Annotated in this window: 12 protein-coding genes; 2 read left to right on the forward strand and 10 right to left on the reverse strand. The window is 73.7% G+C overall.

The features are described 5' to 3' along the window. Positions 1-176 precede the first annotated feature (176 nt). The 7 genes from WMF20_RS30965 to WMF20_RS30995 form a co-directional block, all read right to left on the reverse strand. Positions 177-2,654, reverse strand: a complete 2,478-nt coding sequence (locus WMF20_RS30965) for a SpoIIE family protein phosphatase (RefSeq protein WP_437605481.1) — start codon at positions 2,652-2,654, stop codon at positions 177-179. Positions 2,655-2,670: 16 nt separating this feature from the next. Further along, positions 2,671-3,048: a hypothetical protein gene (locus WMF20_RS30970; protein WP_129577772.1), complete on the reverse strand. Its 378-nt coding sequence runs from the start codon at positions 3,046-3,048 to the stop codon at positions 2,671-2,673. Continuing rightward, entirely contained in the window at positions 3,029-3,547 is a 519-nt protein-coding gene (locus WMF20_RS30975) for a hypothetical protein (protein ID WP_408022444.1), read from the reverse strand. Before WMF20_RS30975 ends, WMF20_RS30970 begins: the two co-directional genes overlap by 20 nt. A 72-nt stretch (positions 3,548-3,619) precedes the next feature. Then, positions 3,620-6,124, reverse strand: coding sequence for a SpoIIE family protein phosphatase (locus tag WMF20_RS30980; protein ID WP_437605482.1), 2,505 nt, complete (start codon positions 6,122-6,124; stop codon positions 3,620-3,622). Positions 6,125-6,140: 16 nt separating this feature from the next. Beyond that, on the reverse strand, positions 6,141-6,518 hold the full coding sequence (locus WMF20_RS30985) for a hypothetical protein (protein ID WP_129577775.1): 378 nt from the start codon (positions 6,516-6,518) through the stop codon (positions 6,141-6,143). Continuing rightward, positions 6,515-7,024 carry a hypothetical protein gene (locus WMF20_RS30990; protein WP_437605483.1) on the reverse strand — a complete coding sequence of 170 codons (510 nt, stop codon included), beginning with the start codon at positions 7,022-7,024 and terminating at the stop codon, positions 6,515-6,517. The genes WMF20_RS30985 and WMF20_RS30990 overlap by 4 nt, the downstream gene beginning before the upstream one ends. Positions 7,025-7,183: 159 nt before the next feature. Next, positions 7,184-11,842, reverse strand: coding sequence for an nSTAND1 domain-containing NTPase (locus tag WMF20_RS30995; protein ID WP_437605484.1), 4,659 nt, complete (start codon positions 11,840-11,842; stop codon positions 7,184-7,186). Between the two features lie 127 nt (positions 11,843-11,969). Here WMF20_RS30995 and WMF20_RS31000 point away from each other — a divergent pair, with 127 nt between their 5' ends. Beyond that, on the forward strand, positions 11,970-12,557 hold the full coding sequence (locus WMF20_RS31000) for a Uma2 family endonuclease (RefSeq protein ID WP_129577778.1): 588 nt from the start codon (positions 11,970-11,972) through the stop codon (positions 12,555-12,557). A gap of 224 nt (positions 12,558-12,781) precedes the next feature. On the opposite strand, the gene WMF20_RS31005 is transcribed toward WMF20_RS31000, so the two are convergent. Next, on the reverse strand, positions 12,782-16,081 hold the full coding sequence (locus tag WMF20_RS31005) for a PKD domain-containing protein (protein WP_437605485.1): 3,300 nt from the start codon (positions 16,079-16,081) through the stop codon (positions 12,782-12,784). 455 nt (positions 16,082-16,536) lie between these two features. After that, on the reverse strand, positions 16,537-17,751 hold the full coding sequence (locus tag WMF20_RS31010) for an FAD-dependent monooxygenase (RefSeq protein WP_437605486.1): 1,215 nt from the start codon (positions 17,749-17,751) through the stop codon (positions 16,537-16,539). Between the two features lie 194 nt (positions 17,752-17,945). Here WMF20_RS31010 and WMF20_RS31015 point away from each other — a divergent pair, with 194 nt between their 5' ends. Next, the gene (locus WMF20_RS31015; protein ID WP_437605487.1) at positions 17,946-18,884 is read left to right on the forward strand and encodes a TetR/AcrR family transcriptional regulator C-terminal domain-containing protein; all 939 of its coding nucleotides are present in this window, start codon (positions 17,946-17,948) and stop codon (positions 18,882-18,884) included. 47 nt (positions 18,885-18,931) lie between these two features. Here the strand turns inward: WMF20_RS31015 and WMF20_RS31020 are convergent, their stop codons facing one another. Then, entirely contained in the window at positions 18,932-21,286 is a 2,355-nt protein-coding gene (locus tag WMF20_RS31020) for a hypothetical protein (protein WP_437605488.1), read from the reverse strand. Between the last annotated feature and the right edge of the window lie 97 nt (positions 21,287-21,383).

The following is a 21,383-nucleotide window of genomic DNA, read 5'->3' on the forward strand; positions in this document are numbered from 1 at the left end:
CGCGCTGGCCATCCGTTCACTCCGAAAGAACGTGACGCACGAGAACGGGGGGCGGCCCTGGCTCGGTCCGGGAGCTGACACGACCCGGCCAGCGTACGTGGTTCTCGCCCTGGAGCCAATCCCCATGGGTCCGCCGTACGACCATGTAACCCAACCCGCGACCGCGAGCGCCGGGGCTACTGGGGCGCGCGGTACCTCGCCACGACGATCGTGATGTCGTCGTCCGGGCTCGGGCACCAGCCCTCGACCTCGTTCAAGATCCGATCGCGGATGGCCGAGACGGGCGCGGACTGGGCCGACTCGACGGCGGTGCAGAGCCGCTCGAGGCCGAACTGCTCATGGTGGGCGTCGCGCGCCTCCGTCACGCCGTCGCTGTACAGCACGAGGACGTCGCCGTCCTCCAGGGAGAACTCGGCGTCTTTGGTCAGCGCGTCGATGGCGGGCAGCGCGCCGATCCAGACGCCCGAGCTCTGGATGCAGACGCAGCGACGGGTGCGCGCGCGGCACACGATGATGTCGTCGTGCGCCCCCGCGAACGTCACCCGACCGCTCCGCTCGTACCGGAGGAGCAGGAGCGTCGCGTGCTCGTCCCGCAGCAGCCGGCCGCGGACGTTCTCGTACACCGCCGCGTTGATCGCCGAGATCAGCCGGGCCGGGCTCGCCCCCGGGTCCCGGCGCGTCAGGGCCGAGACCATGCTCTGGATCATCAGCATCACGAGCCCCGCCGCGAGCCCGTGCCCCGCGACGTCGCCGATCCCGAGCCACCCGCCCTCGGCGGTCGCGAGCACGTCGTAGTAGTCGCCGCCGACCGCGGCCGCCGGCTTCATGACGGCGCAGAGCTCGAGCCCCTCGACCGAGAGCCGATCCGGGACCAGCGTGGTCTGGATCCGCGCCGCGACGACGCTCTCCTGGCGGATCTTCTCCTGCTCCAGCCGCTCGCGCAGCTCCACCTGCCGGATCATCTCCCGGTGCAGCGCCGCGGCCTTGACCGCGGAGCCGATCTGGAGGCGCAGCGCGTCATAGACCAGCTCGTGCGCGCCGCTGTTGAGCACCGCGACACCGAACTTCTCGAGATCGCCGAAGGCGACCGGGAGCGCGATCACGGTCTTGCGCTCTCCCCCGCTCAGGAACCCGTCGGGCGCGAGGAGCCAGGCCGGGAAGCTCGCGGGCGGCGGCTCCACCTCGCGGCCGCCCTCCATGAGGAAGAGCGTCTTCATGGTGGTCTCCAGCGCGTCCGGCGCGCTGTCATAGAGCGACACGGCGACGCGCGAGAACCCGAGGGCGGGCAGCTCCGACGCCATGACGCGCTTCAGGATCGGCAGGCTCAGGCAGGTCGAGAAGCTCCGCGCGCTCCAGCTGAGGTACATCGACGCGAGCTCCACGTTGAGGCGCCGCTCCCCTTCGACGCGCACCGACGCGCTCCCGATGACGATGCGCGAGGCGTGCCAGAGCCGCTCGAGGGTGTCGTGGAGGGCGCCGCCGTCCTCGACCGGCCGGTGGAGCCGCTCGCGGAGCACCGCGATCGCGCCCTGGAAGTGATCGAGGATCGCCCCCGCCCGCCCCGCCGCGTCGAGGAGCGCCTCGAGCGCATACAGGAAGCGGCCCTCCTCGCCCGCGAGCTCGTCCTCCAGCGCCGACAGGAGATCGCCGGGCCAGCCGTCGAGCGAGCCGGTCGGGATCGACACGCTCCGCCGGAGCGCGCGCTCCAGCGACTCCCGCTGTCCGGCGATCAGCGACGCCCCGCCCCGCGTCGAGCTGCCCGGCGGCGGGAGCGACGCGCTCGCCTGGACCCCGCAGCCGCAGGACTCGCGGCACGTCAGCTCGACCTCCAGGAGCCCCACGCCCTGGACCTCCTCGCCGTCGAGCATGCGCACCAGGCTGTCCACCGCGAGGGCCCCGAGCCGCTTCATGGGCTGGCGGACGGTGGTGAGCGACGGCTTGGAGAAGCGGGCGATGACCGCGTCGTCGAAGCCGGACAGGAGGATGTCCTGCGGGACGCGGATCCCGAGCTCCTTGAGCAGCTCCATGGCCCCGAGGGCCATCTTGTCGTTGGCGGCGACCACGGCGTCCGGGTCGCCCCCGCGCGAGAGCAGCTCGCGCATGGCGGTCCTGCCGCTGTCGATCGTGAACGCGCCGAGCGCGAAGAGGCGCTCGTCGAGCGGCACGCCGCGCGCCGCGAGCGCGCTCCAGTACGCGTCGGCGCGCGCCTTCGCCTCCTCGTTGTTGGCGGGCCCGCCGATGTAGGCGACGCGCCGGCGCCCGTGGGCGTCGACCATGTGCGCGACCGCGAGCTCGATCCCGAAGGCGTTGTCGACGATGAGGCTCGGGATACCCTCTATCGCCATACCGATGCTGAAGACCGGCAGCGGCGCGTAAGCGCGGCAGAACTCGCGCATCCCCTCGATGCCGATGTGATGGCACAGGGTGGCCGAAGCGATGATGACGCCGTCGACCGTCTGCGAGCCGATGAGGTGATAGATGCTGTTCTGGGCGGCGGCCGTCTCCCCGGGCAGCGCGAGCGTCTCGCCGAAGGCGACCAGGAGATCGACGTCGTGCGCCTCGGCGGCGCGCTCGACCCCGAAGCGCACCTCGGACTGGTAGTCCCCGCCCACGTAGTCCATCAGGAGGGCGATCGTCCGGCGCTTCTTGCTCATGGCCCGCGGCTCTCGGTCAGGCATCGGCGATGGAGACGAGCTCCGGAGACATGCGCTCGAGCGCCGTCAGGCTCCGCCGCTGCCACCCGAGCCGCGCGTCCGTGAGGAACTCTACCTTGCACTTGAGCCCCTGGCCCGCGAGACCGGAGATGAAGCTGATGAGCGCCTTGAGGCAGCTCGAGTTCAGGAAATAAAGGGCCCTCACGTCGAACGCGACGGCGCCCACGCGCAGGCGCAGCGCCTCGGACTGGAGCTCCTTGAGGAAGAAGCCGAGCGGCGCGACCGCCGCCATGTCGCCCGTGCCGGTGAGCTTGACGCTGAGGGTGTCCTCCCTCAGGACCGGCTCCGCCCCGAAGCTGTCCGTGACGACGGGCTCAACCCTTAAGTTGCTCATCCCCCCTCCACCTCCCGACCGGCGCGTGCGCGATGATCGTCAGCTCGTTGCCCTCGATCTTGTAGTCCACGTCGAGCCCGCCCTCGGCGCGCACCCGCGCGAGGCCGAGCCCCGACACCCCTTCTACCATCGCCGTCTCACAGATGAGGTCGTCATAATGCTTCACCGGATCAGTCGCTGTCTTCAGCTCGAAGAGCCGCCGCTCCACCTCGCGCAGCCGCTCCGGAGAGGCCTCGTTGCGCGCGCAGATCTTCATGACGCACGCGCTCTCGCTCTCCTCCAGCGCGAGCTCTAGGCTGACCCGCGGGCCGGAGGAGTACTTGATGACGTTCTCCGCGAGTTCGTGCGCGGCCATGTAGAACCGCGAGCTCACGTTCGGGTCGTCGAGCACCATGCTGCAGAAGCTGGACACCAGGCGAAGCACGCTGCCCGCCATGCGCTCGGTCGGATAGAACGTGATGCACAGGAACAGTGACCCGCTGCTGCTCGGTTCGGACACTGGCACGATTGACGCAGCCTACGTGGTTCTCGGGCCGGATCCAATCCCTTCCGCCCTCGCGCGGGATAGCGCTCATGTAGGAAAGCCGGCGGACTGGAGCGACAGCGCCCGGGGCGCGCTGTACCTCGCCACGACGACCGTGATGTCGTCATCGGGGCTCGGGCACCAGCCCTCGACCTCCCTCAGGATCCGGTCGCGGATCACGTCGGACGGGGCGTGCTGGGAAGACTCGATGGTAGAGCACAGCCGCTCGAGGCCGAACTGCTCCCGGTGGCAGTTGCGCGCCTCCGTCACGCCGTCGCTGTAAAGCACGAGGATGTCGCCGTCCTCGAGGGAGAACTCGGCGTCTCGCGTCATCGCGTCGATGGCGGGCAGCGCGCCGATCCAGACGCCCGAGCTCTGGATGCACACGCAGCGGCGGGTGCGCGCGCGGTAGACGATGATGTCGTCGTGCGCCCCCGCGAACGTCACCCGACCGCTCCGCTCGTACCGGAGGAGCAGGAGCGTCGCGTGCTCGTCCCGCTTCAGCCGGCTGCGGACGTTCTCGTACACCGCCGCGTTGACCGCGGAGAGGATGTCGCTCGGGCTGGCGTTCGGGTCGGTGCGCGTCAGGGCCGAGATCATGCTCTGGATCATCAGCATCACGAGCCCCGCCGCGAGCCCGTGCCCCGCGACGTCGCCGATCCCGAGCCACCCGCCCTCGGGCGTCGCGATGACATCGTAGTAGTCGCCCCCGACCGTGGCCGCCGGCTTCATGACCGCGGCGAGCTCGAGCCCCTCGATCGCGAGCTGCGCCGGCACCAGCGTGGTCTGGATCCGCGCCGCGACGGCGCTCTCTTGGCGGACCTTCTCCTGCTCCAGCCGCTCGCGCAGCTCCACCTGCCGGACGACCTCCCAGTGCAGCGCAGCGGCCTTGACCGCGGAGCCGATCTGGAGCCGCAGCGCGTCATAGACCAGCTCGTTCGCGCCGCTGTTGAGCACCGCGACGCCGAACTTCTCCGTGTCGCCGAACGCGACCGACAGCGCGATCACGCTCCTTCGCTCCCCGTCCCCCAGAAACCCGTCGGGCGCGAGGCGGCGGGCCGGGAAGCTCGCGGGAGGCGGCTCGACCTCGAGGCCGTCCTTCATCAAGAAGAGCGGCACCATGGTGGCGCGGTGCGGGTCGTCGTAGAGCGACACCGCGACCCGCGAGAACTGCATCCGCGGCAGCTCCGACGCCATCATGCGCCGCAGGACGGGCAGGCTCAGGCAGGTGGAGAAGCTCCGCGAGCTCCAGCTGAGGTAGAGCGACGCGAGCTCCACGCTCAGCCGCTGCTGCCCCTCGGAGCGCACGGACGCGCCCGCGACGAGCACGCGCGCGGCGTGCCAGATCTGCTCGAGGGTCTCCTCCAGCGCCGCGTCGGGCCGGTAGTCTAGGCGGCGGCTGAACCGCTCGCGGAGCAGCGTGACGACGCCCTGGAAGTGCTCCAGGTTCGCGCCCTCGCGCACCGCCGCGTCGAGGAGCGCCTCGAGGGCGCGCAGGAAGCGGCCCTCCTGGCCCGCGATCTCGTCGTCCAGCGCCGACAGGAGCTCGCCGGCCCAGCCGTGGAGCGAGCCCGCCGGGATCGCGACGCTCTTCTCGAGGGCGCGCGAGAGCTCGTCGCGCTCGCCGGCGGGCGGGGGCGCCGCGCCGGACGCCCTGCTCCGGGGCGCGCCCGCCGCGTCCGCCGGGTTGCCGCAGCCGCAGGACTCGCGCAGCGTGAGCTCGACCGGGAAGAGATCGCAGCCCGGGACCGGCTCGCCGTCGACCATGCGCATCAGCGTGTCGACGGCGCGCGCCCCGAGCCGCTTGATCGGCTGGCGGATCGTGGACATCGACGGCTTCGTGAAGCGCGCGATGACCGCGTCGTCGAAGCCGCACACGAGGACGTCCTCCGGGACGCCGAGGCCGCGCGCCCGGAGGGCGTCGATCGCGCCGAGGGCCATGGCGTCGTTGGCGACGATGACGGCGTCGAGCTCCACCCCGCGATCCAGGATCTCGCGCATGGCGGCGCGCCCGGAGTCGATCGAGAACGTGCCGCACGCGAACAGGCGCTCGTCGGCGGGCAGCGATCGAGCGGCGAGCGCCCGCCAGTAGGCGCCGGAGCGCACGTCCGCCTCCTCGTTGCTCGCCGGCCCGGCGATGTACGCGACGCGCCGGAGCCCGTGGCGCTCGACCATGTGGCCGACCGCCATCTCGATCCCGAGGGCGTTGTCGACGACGAGGCTCGGGACGCCGTCGATCGCCACGCCGATGCTGCAGACGGGCAGCGGCGCGTAGGACCGGCAGAACCGCTGCATCCCGTCGACGCCGACGTGATGGCACAGCGTGGTCGAGGCGACGATGACGCCGTCGACCGTCTCCGGGCCGATGAGGTGATAGATGCTGTTCTGGGCCGCGCCGGACGACCCGGGCAGGGCGAGCGTCTCGCCGAAGGCGATCACGAGGTTGACGTCGTGCGCCTCGGCGGCGCGCTCGACCCCGAAGCGCACCTCGGACTGGTACTCGCCTCGTACGTAATCCATCAAGAGGGCGATCGTCCGGCGCTTCTTGCTCATGCCTCTGGCTCTCGGCTCAGGTATCGGCGATGGAGACCAGCTCCGGGGACATGCGCTCGAGCGCCGTCAAGCTCCGCCGTTGCCACCCGAGCTTCGCGTCCGTGAGGAACTGTATCTTGCACTTGAGCCCCTGGCCGGCGAGCCCGCAGATGAAGCTGATGAACGCCTTGAGACAGCTCGAGTTCAGGAAGTAGAGGGCCCGCACGTCGAACTCGACGGCGCTCACGGACAGGCGTATCACCTCCGCCTGGAGGGTCCTGAAATAGGAGCCGAGCGGCGCGGCGGCCGCCATGTCGCCCGTGCCGGTGAGCTTGACGCTGAGGGTGTCCTCCCTCAGGCTCGGCTCGATCCCGAAGCTGTCCGTAACGACCGACTCGACCTTCAAGCTGCTCAATCTGCCCTCCATCTCTCGACCGGCGCGTGCGCGATGATCGTCAGCTCGTTGCCCTCGATCTTGTAGTCCACGTCGAGCCCGCCCTCGGCGCGCACCCGGGCGAGGCCGAGCCCCGACACCCCCTCGAGCATCGCCGTCTCGCTGATGAGATCGTCATAGTGCTTCACCGGGTCGCTCGCGGTCTTCAGCGCGAAGAGCCGCCTCTCCACCTCGCGCAGCCGCTCCGGAGAGGCCTCGTTGCGCGCGCGGATCTTCAGGATATAAGAGCTCTCGGCCTCCTCCATCACGAGCTCCAGGCTGACCCGGGGGCCGGTCGAATACTTGGTGATATTCTCGGCGAGCTCGTGCGCGGCCATGTAAAACCGCGAGCTCACGTTCTCGTCGTCCAGCACCATGCCGCAGAAACTGGACACCAGCCGCAGCACCGCGGTGGCCATGCGCTCGCTCGGGAAGAAGGTGATGCAGAGGAAAAGCGAAGCATCCTGGCTCGGTTCGGACGCGGGCACGATGGGCGCAGCGTACGGCGATCGCGGACGGGAGCCAATCCCTTCTGCTCCCTCGCGGCCCCGGAGGTGAGCGCGCGCCCTACAATGCTGGCGCCTTGGCGGTCCCAAAGACCCCTTCTCCAGCCGTGACATCCGTGCCGTCCGTGACGCGGGTCACGGTCATTCGTGGCGCGCCACGAGCCGCTTGCCCTCGGCCCTGAGGTTCGACACCGCCTCGCCCACGCGCTGGGCCAGCGGCAGCCCCCGGGGCACCACGACGCCGACCGGCCCGCCCACGCGGCCGAACGACCAGGAGAGCACCGAGCCGTCGGCGTCCCACGCCGCGAGCCGCTCACGGCCGTCCGACGGCATGGCGCCGACGATCTCGCGCCGCTCCAGGTCGAGCACCGCGATCCGATCCGCCGACGCGAGCAGCATCGTCCTGCCGTCCGGCGCCACGGAGAGGTCCTCCCACTCCGCGCCGCTCATGCCCTCGAGCACCCGCTCCGCGAGGCCGGCGCGGCGGACCAGGACGACGCCGGTCGCGTCCGCGAACGCGACGTCGCCCGGCAGCGGGCCGTCGGCGATCGCGGTCGCCCGCGGCGTCGCGTACCCGAGCACCCGCACCTCCCCCCGCGCCTCGTCGATGCGCGCCACCGCGCCCGAGCTGAACGCGAGCCACAGCCCCGGGCCGACGCCGCCGCGCGCGGGGCTCGGGCGCGCCTCGTAGACGTAGCCGTCGGTCACCGCGATCGTGCGCGACGAGAGGTCGCGGAGCGACATCGCGACGAGGTTGCCGTCGAGCTCCTGCGTGAACAGCGTCCGGCAGGCGGCGTCGACGCCGAGCACGAGCGCGGGCGCCCTCGGCACCGCCTCGACGGTCGCCCCGGTCGCCGCGTCGAACAGCGTCCACACCCCCTCGTCCTTGCGGTACGCGAGCAGGCGGCCGTCGTCGCAGGCGCGCAGCAGGTGGCCCCGCTGCGCGCCCGCGCGGCGCCGCGACCCCTCGTCGTAGAGGCGCACCTCGCCGCCGATCTGGAAGGCCACCGCGCTCCCGCGCCGCAGCACCGCGGCGGCCGAGGCGCCCGGCTCGCGGACCTCCGCGCCGCCCGCCGGGTCGAGCCCCTCGAACCGGAGGAAGCGCTCCGCGGCGGGCGGGCCCGGGCTGAACAGGATGAGGTCGCGCGTGAGCACGCGGCGGTCCGGCAGCCGCCACCCGCCGACGAGCCCGTGCGGGCCGACGCCGCGGTCGGCGATGTCGGCCGCCTCGCCGCGCGCGCGCAGCGGCCGCGGCGCGCGCTGGCCCGGGGGCGCCTCGCACGGCGAGCCCTCGGGCGGCGGATCGCCCGGGGCGCGGCCGCCCTTCCGGAGGTAGTGCCAGACGCTGCCGCCGCCGCCGCAGACGCCCAGATCGAGCCCGCCCGCGTCCCAGCGCGCCGACGCGGGCGCCGGGTCGGTGTCGAGCTCGAGCAGCGGCGCCTCGGGCCGGTCGAAGGCGTAGATCGACGTCCTGCTCTGCTGCACGAGCGCGATCGCGGGATCGCGCGGGCTGAAGCGCCCGAGCACGGCGGGCGCGCCCAGGGTGATCTCGGCGCCCGCGCCGCCCTCCGGCCCCCAGAGCAGCGCCCGGCGCCCGAGCACCGCCGCCACGCGGGCGCCGTCGGGCGAGACGCCGAGCACGTTGCCGCGGAACGGGTGGCGGTCGACCGCGCCGGCGCCGCCGCCGCGCCGCAAGTCCCAGCGCGCGATCCCGCCGTCGGTCGAGCAGGCGAGCACGGGCGCCGCCTCGGCCGCGTGCACGGCGCTGCTGCACCGCACCGGCGCGATGGCGGCGAGCGCGACCGTGCCGTCCTCCCGCAGCCGGAAGACGCGGACCTCGCCCGTGACCGAGCGCGTCGCCACCGCCGTGTCGAACGCGAACGGCACGCGCTCGACGTGCGGCGCGTCGTGCGGCCTGAGCGCGATCACGCGCGGCGTTTTGATGCGCGGGACGCTCTCCGGGTCGACGTCGAGCGCGACGTCGTCGATGACGTCCGGGTCGGGCGGGCGCAGGTCGGCGACGAGCAGGGCGCCGCCGGGGCCGCCGGCGACGACCCAGCGATCGTCCCACGGCAGCGCCGGCCCCACCACGGTGTCGACCGTCAGGAAGTGCGCGCGCGGCAGGTCCATGGCCGCGGTCGCGAGGTCGAGCGGCAGCGCCGCGTCGTCCGCGCGCCGGGAGAGCGCCGCGGCGATCCACGCGGCGCGGTGGTACGGGTCCTCGGTGCGGCGCGCCTTGCCGATGAGCTCGGCGAGGTCGGCGCGCTCCTCGGCCGCGCGGCGCGCCGCCTCGGCGCTCGCCTGGCGCGCCGAGGCCCACCGCTCCGCCGCGAACGCCGACGCGGCGGCGAGCCCGAGCGCCGCGGCCGCGCCGAGCTTCTTGGCGCGCTGGCGGCGGGCGCGCCGGAGGCTCTCGCGCACGAGGGCCTGCTCGCGCCGCGGCAGCCGCGAGGCGAAGGCGGCGCCCGCGCTCACCTGGTCGAGCAGGTCGCGCCGCAGCAGGAAATCGGGGTTCTCGCCGGAGCGATCCCACACGTCGGCGGCCTCGCGGAGGCGCTCGAGCAGGATGAGCCGGTCCATGTGCAGCGCGCGGGTGGACGCGAGCTGCGGCCAGCCCGCGACGAGCGCCTCGTGGGCGAGCTCGACCCGAAGGTCGCGGCGGACGAGCAGGCGCGCGCGCTCGAGGGCGCCGAGGACCCGGTCCATGTCGGCGGGCGGGGCGCCCACGGCCTCGACGAGCTCCGCCTCGACCCAGCGGACGCGCGAGCCGTCCACGGCGCCGAGGCGGAGCAGCGCCTCGTCGGCGATCGCGCGGTCCTCCGGGGTGAGGGCCAGGGCGGCGGCGTCGGCGTGCCGCGCGAGGGCGCCGCGCACGCCGCCGAGCGCTCGCCACGCCTCGCCGGTGAGGGCGCCGCGCTCGTCGCGCGCGGTCGCCCACCAGTCCGCGAGGGCGAGCGCCACGAACGACAGGGCGGCGCCGCCGCTCCGGAGCTCGCGCTGCACCTCGGCCTCGACCTGGGCGAGGCCGCGCACCTCGGCGCCGGCGAGCCTGGCGGGGCCGGCGACGAGGTCCTTCACGGCGGCGGCGGCGGGCAGCCCCACGTAGCGCAGCGCCGCGCGGAGGCCCTCGCCGGCCGGCGTGGCGAGGAGGGCGGCGGCGCGCTCGTCGGCCTCGTCGAGCACGCCGATGAGCCGGAGCCCGCGCCGGGCCTCGCCGGTCGCGAGCGCGCCCACGAGGGCGGCGAGCCGCCCGTCGCCGAGGGGCGCGATCGGGTCGACGACGAGCGCGACCCCGACGGCGGACGCCATGCAGAACCGGGTGAGCGCGGCGAGGTCGGCGGTCTCGAGCTCGGGCGAGACGGCGGCGAGCGCGCGGGCGAGGGCGCCGTCCGGGTCGCCTTCGGGGCTGACGCGCGCCTCGATCCAGTCGTCCTTGTGGTCGGCGTGGCGGCGGGCGAGGCGGGGCACGAGGCCGGCGGAGGCGAGCGACGACTTGCCGGAGCCGCGGGGCCCCTGGAGGACGAGGCACGGCTCGAACTCGAGCTCGCGCCCGAGGCGCGCGAGGTCGTCGTCGCGCCCGAACAGGAGCCCCTCGTCGGTGGCCGAGAGGGGGGCGAGCCCCTTGTACGGCCGGTCCGGGACGCCGTGGGGGCGCTCCCAGACCTCGTCGAGCAGCTGCTTCAGCCGCCCCGGCGCGACGCGCCGGTGCGCGGGGTCGACCGAGAGCAGGCGCCGGAGGAGCGCGAGCAGGCCGCGCGGCAGGCGCGCCGGGTCGGCCGCGAGGTCGCGCATGGCGCCGCGCAGGGTCGCGGCGCGGAGCTCGGTCCACCAGGCGGAGACGCTCGCCGCGTCGGAGCCGTCGGCCGGCTCGTCGGGCACGTCGTGCGGGAGGCGCCCGGTCGTGAGCTGCGCGATGCAGACGGCGAGCGCGTAGGCGTCGGTGGCGGCGGAGGGCTCGGCCATCTCGAGCACCTCGGGGGCCATGAAGCCGGGCGTGCCGATGACGTTGCGCGCGGCGGCGGGGCTGTCCGCGCCGACGAAGGCGCGGCGGGTGGAGGCGTAGACGTCGCGCTCGGCGAGGAAGGCGGCGGTGCCGAGGTCGCCGTCGCTGCCGCCGCTGCCGCCGCTGCCGCCGCCGGCGCCGTCGCTGCCGGCGACGCGGCCGCTGCCGCCGCCGACGCTGACGGCCGGGGGCGCGCCGGGGGCGCGCGACAGGGGGCCGCCGGGCGAGGGGCCTGCGCGCCGCGAGATGCCGAAGTCGAGGACCTTGAGGGCGCCGTCCTGGGTGAGGAACAGGTTGGCGGGCTTGAGGTCGAGGTGGACGACGCCGCGCGCGTGGATGACGTCGAGCGCGCCGGCGACGTCGCGGGCCCAGGCGACGACGCGGCGCCAGGGGATGCGGCGGCGGTAGCGGATCAGGTCGGCGAGGTTCCTGCCCTCGAGGAGCTCCATCGAGACGAACGGGGTCCTCGGGGCGCCGTGGAGGATACCGGCGGCGTAGATCGTGACGAGCGAGGGGTGCCGGAACGAGGCGAGGAGCTTGGCCTCGTCGGCCCAGTCCGCGGCGTCGGCGAAGTCCGAGACGAGGAGCTTGAGGGCGACCTCGCGGAACGGGGCGCCGTCGGGCAGGAGCTCCTCGGCGCGCCACACGTCGCCGAAGCCGCCGCGGCCGAGCCGGACGCGGAGCCGGTAGCGGCGGTCGAGCACGTCGCCGGGGACGTGCGCGAGCCCGCCCGGGGGCAGCGGCACGACGCCCGGATCGCGGGAGGAGCTGCCCTCGTCGACGAGCGTGCGGTCCATCGCGGAACGACGGTATCAAAAGCGGCGGGAGAGGTGGACGGTCCCGCTCCCTGCGCCCCGGCGCTCCCGCGGCGGCTCGCCCGGCTGCACGTGGACATCTCCGGCCCGCCACGCGACACTGTCGCACATGGGCGTGGCGGCACCGCGACGGAAGCTCTCGCCGGAGGAGTACCTCGAGCTCGAGCGCGCATCGGAGGGGAGGCACGAGTACGCCGGCGGCGAGATCTTCGCGATGTCCGGCGGCACCTTCGAGCACAGCGCGGTCGCCGCGAACATCGGCCGGCTGCTCGGCAACGCGCTGGGCGAGGGCGGGTGCATCGCGCTGAATTCCGACATGCGCATCAAGATCCCCTCCGCGGATCGCTACGTCTACCCGGACGGGTCCGTCGTCTGCGGCCGCCCCGAGTTCGAGGACGAGCGGCGCGACACGCTCCTGAATCCGGTCCTCGTGATCGAGGTGCTCTCCGATTCGAGCGAGGCGTACGACCGCGGCGACAAGTTCGCGCATTACCAGACCGTGGCGTCGATCCGGGAGGTCGTCCTCGCGTCGCAGAAGGCGCCGCGCATCGAGGTCTTCGCGCGCCAGGCCGACGGGAGCTGGGTGCTCCGGGTCTATGGCCCCGGCGATCGCGCTGCGCTCTCGTCGGTGGGGTGCGACATCGGGGTGGACGAGGCGTACCGGGGCGTGTTCGAGGCCGCCGGCGTGGCCCGCTGAGGTGAGCTCAGCCACACCATGGCGCGCGCATGATCCCGGTGCGAGGCGACCAGGGCCGCGGCGAGCACCGACGTGTCAAAGACGACCTTCACCGGAGCCCTTCATGATCGCGTCGATGCGTTCGTCGCGTTCCGAACGATGATCGGCGCGGCGGCGTCGGAAGCGGCGCGGCGCCCGGAGGCCCCGCGCCGCCTTCTGCCGCGCGTCAGCCGGTCACGAGCCGCTCACAGGCTCATGCACAGCGTGAGCTGGGTCGAGCTCTCGATCAGCACGTCGGAGCAGCCGGCGCCCCCCAGCATGGGGCCTGTCGTGAACGGGCCTGGCGCGTTGCAAGCACCCCAATCCATGCCCCAGTCCTGGAGCTCGGTCGATTGCTCGCTGTGCGCGATGCAGCAGTTGCTCGACGGTTGGGTCTTGTACGTCTTGCCCACGAACCGGGCCGCGATGCTGGTCAGCACGCTCTGCGGAGCCAGCGTGTAGCCGGGCTGGCACGACGCGCCCGAGCCATCCAGGTAGTAGCAGCGCCCGCCAAACTCGACCTCGGTCGCCGCATCGCACAGGCCGCTGTCGCAGGGCGCGCAGGGGCCGCCGCAGTCGACGCCCGTCTCGCCCTGGTTCCGGATGCCGTCGTCGCACGTCGGGGCGGCGCCGCCCTCGCCCGCGCACACGACCGAGATCGTCTGGCTCGGCGGGAAGCAGGAGTCGGTGCCCACCCCACCCCAGGCCTCCATGCCGACGCACGGACGCGCGACGTACGAGCTGCTGCAGTTGCACTCGAAGCCGTCCGCGGTGAGCTCGACCGCGCCGGGCGGACCGCAGTCCGTGCCGACGGTCCAGGTCCGGCCGTCGCACTCGATCGGCCCGGTGGGCGTCCCGTCGTGGAGCGCCTGGCAGAGCGTGTTCGCCGCCGCGCCCGTGCAGGTCACCCCGTCGGGATCCCTGCTGCCGCGAAGGGTGACGGACGAGTACGAGCCCGTGAGCGACGCGCGGAACGCGTCCCAGGCGCCGCACTGCGCGACCGGCGTCTGGCCCTGGGTGAACTGCTCCGAGAACTCGACCGTGGTGCCGCCGCAGGGCGCGCAGGGGCCGCCGCAGTCGACGCCCGTCTCGCCCTGGTTCTGGATGCCGTCATCGCACGTGGGGACGGCGCCCCCCTCGCCGCCGCACAGGACCGAGATCGTCTGGCTCGGCGCCCAGCAGGTGGCGCCGGCGACACCGCCCCAGTTCTCGTTGCCGATGCACGGCCGCGCTGTGTACCCGTCGCTGCACATGCACGTATCGCCGTTCGCGGTGATCTCGACCACGCCGGGGGGGCCGCACTCCGTGCCGACCGCCCAGGTCCGGCCGTCGCACATGATCGGCCCGGTGGGCGTCCCGTCGTGGAGCGCCTGGCAGAGCGTGTTCGCCGCCGCGCCCGTGCAGGTCACCCCCCCCGGGTCCTGGCTGCCGCGGATCGTCACGAACGAGTACGAGCCCGTGAGCGACGCGCGGAACGCGTCCCAGGCGCCGCACTGCTCGGTTGACGTCGAGCCCTGAGTGAACTGCTCCGAGAACTCGACCGTGGCGCCGCCGCAGGGCGCGCAGGGGCCGCCGCAGTCGACGCCCGTCTCGCCCTGGTTCTGGATGCCGTCGTCGCACGTCGGGCCGGCGCCGCCCTCGCCCTCGCACACGACCGAGATCGTCTGGCTCGGCGGGAAGCAGGAGTCGCTGCCCACGCCGCCCCAGTTCTCGTTGCCGATGCACGGCCGCGCGGCGTACCTGCTGCCGCAGCTGCACTCCGCGCCGTCCGCGGTGAGCTCGACCACCCCGTCGGGGCCGCAGTTGGTCCCGACGGTCCAGGTCCGGCCGTCGCACATGATCGGCCCGGTGGGCGTCCCGCTGTGGAGCGCCTGGCAGAGCCTGTTCGCCGCCGCGCCCGTGCAGGTCACGCCGTCGGGGTCCAGGCTGCCGCGGAGCGTGACGGACGAGTACGTGCCCGTGAGCGACGCGCGGAACGTGTCCCAGGCGCCGCACTGGTCGGTCGGCCACTCGCCTTGTCTGAACTGCTCCGAGAACTCGACCGTGGTGCCACCGCAGGGCGCGCAGGGGCCGCCGCAGTCGACGCCGGTCTCACCCTGGTTCTGGATACCGTCGCTGCACGTCTCGGAGCCGCTCGGGTAATCGAACTCGAGGGCCAGGCCGTTCGTGAGCGCCGGGCTCTGGCACGAGTACACGAGGCTGCTCGTATCGCCCGAGATCCCGGCGGTCGCGCTCGCGCCGTGATCGACAGGCGGGTTGTTGACCGCGGTGTTCGCGTAGCAGAAGCGGATGTCGTTCGAGCCCTCGAACAGCACCGCGCGGATGTCCAGCTGGTCGCCGCCCTCGATGTGCGGAGTCAGCCACTGCACGACGAAGCGGCGCGACGGGGCCGTGCCCAGCGTCGCGTACCAGACGTTGCCGATCGGCGGGTAAAGGTCGTCCCAGAACGGCGCGATGGTCTGCGGCTCGAGGGTACAGCTGTTGCTGTAGGACGTCGTGCCCGGGAAGCCGAGCTTGCCGTTCGACACGATGCTCACGGTCGACTGCGGGGTCCCGTAGTAATTGAACGCGAAGGGGAGCGGGACGCTGCTGAGGCAGTCGTCCTCGTTGCAGGCGAGGTTTCCGGTGAACGAGATGTCATCGCACGACGGGACCTCCTCGACGCGCGAGCAGCCGACGTATCCGAAGGCGTCGGAGCCGAAGACCTGGCAGTCCGTCGAGCCGCAGTCCGAGGCCGAGACGTGGATGGGGAAGGTCAGCGAGGAGCTGCCGCCCAGCGCGTCCGTCGCCCTCACCCGCACGGTGACGTCGCCGGGGCCGTCCGGCGAGAAGGTCGCGGTGTTGCCGTCGCCGGAGATCGAGCCGGCGCCGGCGGCCAGCTCCCACGTGTACGAGATCGCGTCGCCGTCGGGATCCTCCGCGACCGCGGTGATCGTGGCCGTCTCGCACTGGGTGATGAACTTGCTCGGCACGACGTCGAGGTCCTGGAACGCCGGCGGATCGTTCAGCGCGACCACCGGGTCGAGCCCGCCGTTGCCCGCCCCGAGGCACTGGGAGACGAGGAAGAGCTCGGTCGTGGCCTCGGAGATGACGGTCGCGATCCCCTCGGCGGGCCCGCACTCGACGGACGGTCCGGCGTTGCCCATCGGGGTCGCGCAGACGCGGTAGTCGCCGGGCGGCACCACGAACAGGCCGTCGGCGCCGGCGTGGGTGCCCGAGCCCGGGGGGAGCGCGCCGCCGGGGAGCGCTTCCTCTTCGAGGGGGCTCGTGGTCTCGGCGATGGCCGAATCGCTGCACGAGCTGCTCGCGCTCACGACCTTGTAGTGGACGGCGGTGACGTCGTGCCGCGCGCCGCCGACGGTGAGCGCGGCCTGGATGGATCCGCTCTCGACCGATTCTCTCGCTGTGGAACCCCCCTTGTCCGCGTCGCACGCGGAAGCTCCCAATGCCAGCGCGATGACCATCGATCCGCACGCGCCTGCGCGTGCATCAAACCGCTGTGCCATGGCCTCTCCTTGTCCAAGGATGATCGACTTAAGACGAGCGCCGCAGTCCCCCGGGGCTGCGGCGGCTCGGGGCGGCTTCGTCGCTGCCGGGACGCCCGGCGCAGCTGAAAGCACCGTGTGTGCCATGAAACGTCCTGGGAATGTCCGGCCTGGTGCGCGGGTTGTACGCAAGTTGGCGAAGGGGGTCGCGCGTTCTTGCGTCAGGGTTTTGCCGGATCCCGCAAAACGCTGCGCGGGGGGGCGGCGTGGCGGCGAGCGGACGCCGGAGTCGATCCATGACCGGCGTCGTTCCCTGCTCGCGCAGGGGATGACGCGCTCACCGGAATGGCCACGGTTCGCCGACGCTCCGCGACGCAATGCGGTAGTCGCCGGGCTCGCCCCCTACCGCGACCTCCCGGTCGGGCGCGTTGCTTCCCATCGCCAACGTGAACGACAGGACGGTGCCGAAGGCCCGGTCAAGAGCTCGCGAGCGCCCGCCCCCCGGGCGCCTGCCGGACTGCATCCTCGGGGAGCACGAAGTCGGTCGCTGCGTCTTTCACCAGGCGCTCGAAGAGGCCGACCAACCGCGGCCCCGTGAGCACGCCATAGAGGGTGTTGCGGAGCCACAGGCCGGCGCTGGTCCGCGGGGCGAAGAACGAGCCGGCGCGCCGCGCGCCGGACTGGCATCCCGTCGCGTAGGGGCGGAGCATCGATTCGTAACGCGCGAAGGCGGCGCCGGGATCGCCGGCGCGGGCGAGCTCGCCCGCGAGGACGTACGCGCCGACGATGGCGAGCGAGGTCCCCTGTCCGCCGAGCGTGCCGCCGTAAGCCGCGTCGCCGAGCAGCGCGACTCGCCCCTTGGAATAGCTCTCCACGTGGACGGTGGCGATCCCGTCGACGTAGAGATCGGGCGCGTGGTCGAGCGCGTCGAGGACCCGAGGCACCACCCAGGACATGCCGGCAAAGGTCTGGCGGAGCGACCGCTTCAGCTCGCCGCCGTCGCGGCGCTCGGCGCGCGTCAGCGGCCCCCCCGCGTGGATGAGGAGCGCGCGCGCCTCCTCCGGAGAGGTCGGAAATACCCCGACCGAGCGCCCGGGGACGCTGAAGATCTGCGCCTCGCGCGCCCCATCGAGGACGTTCGGCAGCGCGAACGTCGCGATCCGGTAGCCGTGGTGACGGAGGTAGCGCGACTCGTCGCCGAAGGCGAGCGCGCGGACGTTCGAGTGGAGACCGTCGGCGCCGATCACGAGATCGAACGTCGCCGGCGCGCCCCGCTCGAACTCCACCGCGACCAGGTCGCCGCGCGCCTCGATGCCGGTGATCTGCTCCCCGAAGCGGTAGTCGACCGCCCGCCGTGTGCGCTCGTAGAGGATGCGCACGAGGTCGCCGCGCAGGATCTCGACGTCCCCCGACGCCATCACCGCGGGCAGGGTCACGCGCGGCCTCGCGGCGCGATCGAGGAGGACGATCGCGCTCGCTCGGGTGCGGTGGGCGTGGATCGGCTCCCAGAGGTCGAGCCGCTCGAGGACGGCGCGGTGGACCGGGCCGCGGAAGTCGACCGCCTGGCCACCTTCACGGAGGGCGGGCGCGCGCTCGACGACGGTGACCTCGAAGCCGAAGCGGTCGAGACAGAGCGCGAGGGCGGGGCCGGCGATCCCGGCGCCGGAGATGAGGACATGGGGCCTGTTCATCGGGGTTCCTCCAAGATGCGTACGCTGTACCAGAATGCCGGTACACTGTGCGCATCGCCCTCGACTCCGCCACCGCCGTGTGAGGCATACGCGTCGATTTCCAGGATTTGTGCTAGATCAGCGCTCGATATACCGCTCGCTCGCGCGCAGAAGCTCATGCCTGCGCGGCCCGTCTGTACTAGAACAGGTGCTCCATGGAACGAACAGGCGCCGAGCCTCCGTACCGCCGCATCGCCGCCGAGCTCCGGCGCCGGATCGAATCCGGCGAGCTCCGCCCGGGAGATCGGGTGCCGTCGACGCGCGAGCTCGCGCGGGCGCACCACGTCGCCACCGCGACCGCGGCCCACGCGCTCAAGGAGCTCGCCGACGCCGGCCTCGTCCGCGGCGTCGCGCGCGTCGGCACCGTCGTCGCCCACGTCCGCCAGCGGGCCCCGCGCGAGCACGAGCTCACGCGCGCGCGGATCGTCGAGGCCGCGATCGCGATCGCCGATGCCGAAGGGTTCGGCGCGCTGTCGCTCCGCGGCGTCGCGGCGAAGCTCGGGGCGCCGGTGATGTCGCTCTACCGCCACGTCGCGAGCAAGGAGGAGCTCGTCTCGCTCATGACCGACGCCGTGCTCGGCGAGGCGGCGCTGCCGGCGACGGTGCCGCTCGGCTGGCGGGCCCAGCTCGAGGTCTCGGCGCGCGTCCAGTGGGCCGCCTTCCGCCGGCACCCCTGGCTCGCGCGCGTCATCCACGTGACCCGGCCCGAGCCGCTCCCGAACGCCATCGCGCACGCGGAGTGGATCCTCCGGGCGCTCGAAGGCCACGGCCTCGACGCCGCGGAGCGGATGAAGCTCCACATCATCCTCCACGGTTTTCTCCAGGGGATCGCGACGAACCTGGAGGCCGAGGTCGACGCAACGAGCGCGACGGGGATGACGGACGACGAGTGGATGGAGGGGCGGGTCGCGCAGTTTCATGCCCTCGCGGCGTCCGGGCGCTACCCGGCGTTCGCGCGCGTCCTCGACGCGTTCGCCGGGACCGGCGGCTTCCGCCTCGACTTCGATGAGCTGTTCACCCTCGGCTTGCGCGCCCTGCTCGACGGGTTCGCCCGCGTGATCGAGCGCGCGCCGAAGGGAGCCCGCGCGCGCTGACGCAGGCGGAGCCCGTCGCGCACCGTCGCCCCGGGGCCCTCATGCCCTCACCCGCCGGCCGCGCCCACCATCGCCCGCAGGAGCGGCGGCATCCGCCGCGCATCGCACGGCGCCTTCACCGCCTTTCCCGCCACCACCGCGCTCATCTGGCACACCCCCTGTCGCGGCAGGTGATCCATCCAGTAGAGGTCGTACCGATCCTCGTGCAGCGTCCTCCGCACCATCGGCTCGAGCGGCAGCATCAACCCCTCGCGGAAGCGCGCCAGATAGACCACGTTCGACAGCCGCACCGGCGAGTTCAGCCCGATGCGCCGCCGCGTCCCCGACGCGAACGGCCCCGTGTGGTCGATGAACTCCACCGTCTGGAGATCGCCATAGAGATCCGGCTCGGTCTTCTCGACCGTCACCAGGGTCCACGCGCAGAGCGGCCGCTGCGCTCGCAGGAGCGCGCGGGTCATCTGCTCGAAGTCGGGCAGATCCGCGGCCGCGCGCGCCTCGGTGTAATGGCCGTGCGCGAACTGGTTGCGCTCGGCCTGCATCAGGTTCGAGAGCGTCTCGAACGTCTGGTTGTGCGACAGCTTGACGTCGAGCACCTCCCTCGCCATCGAGCCGATCGGATCGTCGCGATCCCCGAACGCCCGCGCGGCCGTGCGCGCGAGCTCGCGCCACGCGCCGAGCGCGAGGCCGTCGCGCGTGCGCGTGCGGCCGTAAAAATCGAGCACCGCGCCCCACCCGGGAGGAGACCCGCCGGCACCGCCGCCCGCGCCGGGCCCCCCGCCCGCGCCGCCGCCGCGCCCCGACCCGGACGGCGCGCTGCCGCCGCTGAAGAAGGCCGACACGAGCACCGTCGCGATGAAGCGCCACGTGCCCTCGAGCACGTCGAACAGCATCTTCACCCGCTCGATCGCGCTCGACGCCCCGATCGCCGCCCGCACCCTCCCCGCGATCGGGTACGGCAGGCCGCCGCTCAGCGCCGAGAGCACCCCGTGAGGATCGCCGCACTCGCGCGCGATCTCCGCCGCCCGCGCGCCCGCGTCGGCGCCGTGCAGGAGCTCCCACGACAGCGTCCGCGCGTGCTCGACCCGGCCGTCCAGGATCGGGGGCCGGGCGTGCCAGTCGCACTGCACCGCGCTCGCCATCGCCGCCGGATCCGCCTTCCGGGGCACGCACGCGGCGACCACGCCGGGCGCGAGCGGCGCGATCAGCGCGCCCGCGCCCGCGTGGCTCGCGACGACCGCCGCGAGCTCCTGCGCGAGGGCGCCGGTGACGTGCGGCCCGACGCCGGCGAGCGCGCTCTGCTCCTCGATGCCGAACAGGATCGTCGCCCGGCGCCCGCTCCGCGACGCCTCGAGCACCTCGATCGGCGCGGCGAAGCGCGCGCTCGCCGCGCCGTCGCGGAGCTCCGTCACGGGGGTGGACGCCCCGGGGGCGCTCCGCTCGCGCTCCGCCGCGAGCGAGGCGATGGCGTGCAGGCCGAGCTCGACCTCGCGGCCGGCGACGTCCGCCTCCCCGGCGATCGCGAAGGTGCCGCACGCGAACGGCCCGAGCCCGGCAGCCTCCACGGCCTCCAGCGCGCGCCGGGCCGCGGCCGCCGCCTCCGCCGCGCCGCCCCGCGCGAGCAGGACCGCGGTGCCGTCCGCGTCGCCGACCGGCAGGTCCGGCCAGAGCCGGTGCACGGCGACCAGCGCGGCCGCGGCGCGCGGGGGCGCGCCCGCCCCGATCGGCCGGAGCAGGACGAGCGCGCCCTGGCCCTTCCGCGCGAGGAGCGACGCGCACTCCTGCTCCAGGCCGGCGCGCGCGAGCAGGCCCGTCGCCGGGTCGACCGCGCCGGCGGGGACCGACAGCGCGGCGTACCGGCGGTCGAAGAACGTCGCGCGCATGCCGCCGACGCAGACGAAGGTGCCGTGCACGAGCGGCGACTCCTCCCCGCGCGCGAGGTGCCGCGCGCCGACCTGCACGGGCACGCTGCACTCGTCGCGGCGGCGCAGCCACCAGCGCACGCCGTCGTGGCGCAGCGTGGCCGCGAGCCGCGAGGCGACGTCGGGGTAGACGAGCTCGTTGCGCTCGTCGCCGACGCGCTCCGCGCGGCCGAGCCGCAGCACGCCGACCGGCTCGAGCCGGAGCTCGTGGAGGTACCCGTCGCGCCCCTCGATCCGCAGCCGATCCGGCGCGGCCACCTCGCCGCGCCACAGCGAGAACCCGGGCGACTGCGTGAGCCAGAGCGTGGCGCCGCCCGCGGCGACCGAGCGCAGCTCGGCCCCGGGCGCGCCGTCGGGGGCGCTCGCCTCGGGGGGCGGGAGGCTCTCCGCGGGCGGGAGGCTCTCCGCGGGCGGGAGGCTCTCCGCGGGCGGGAGGCTCGCGCCCGCCGGGAGACCCCCGCCGCTGTCTCGTGCGCCCGTCACGCGTGCCTGTCCATGATGATGCCCGTGGGCCCCGCCGTCCGAGCGCCCGGCGGGCCCTTCGGGCGATTACCGCACCGCGCCACGGCAAATTCAACGC

The sequence above is a fragment of the Sorangium sp. So ce834 genome, from assembly GCF_051521425.1.
Lineage (GTDB): Bacteria > Myxococcota_A > Polyangia > Polyangiales > Polyangiaceae > Sorangium > Sorangium cellulosum_D.

Coding starts and splice junctions, on each gene's coding strand:
- WMF20_RS30965 (WP_437605481.1), bottom strand. CDS start 2,654: ATGAGCAAGAAGCGCCGGACGATCGCCCTCCTGATGGACTACGTGGGC.
- WMF20_RS30970 (WP_129577772.1), bottom strand. CDS start 3,048: ATGAGCAACTTAAGGGTTGAGCCCGTCGTCACGGACAGCTTCGGGGCG.
- WMF20_RS30980 (WP_437605482.1), bottom strand. CDS start 6,124: ATGAGCAAGAAGCGCCGGACGATCGCCCTCTTGATGGATTACGTACGA.
- WMF20_RS30995 (WP_437605484.1), bottom strand. CDS start 11,842: ATGGACCGCACGCTCGTCGACGAGGGCAGCTCCTCCCGCGATCCGGGC.
- WMF20_RS31000 (WP_129577778.1), top strand. CDS start 11,970: ATGGGCGTGGCGGCACCGCGACGGAAGCTCTCGCCGGAGGAGTACCTC.
- WMF20_RS31005 (WP_437605485.1), bottom strand. CDS start 16,081: ATGGCACAGCGGTTTGATGCACGCGCAGGCGCGTGCGGATCGATGGTC.
- WMF20_RS31010 (WP_437605486.1), bottom strand. CDS start 17,751: ATGAACAGGCCCCATGTCCTCATCTCCGGCGCCGGGATCGCCGGCCCC.
- WMF20_RS31015 (WP_437605487.1), top strand. CDS start 17,946: ATGGAACGAACAGGCGCCGAGCCTCCGTACCGCCGCATCGCCGCCGAG.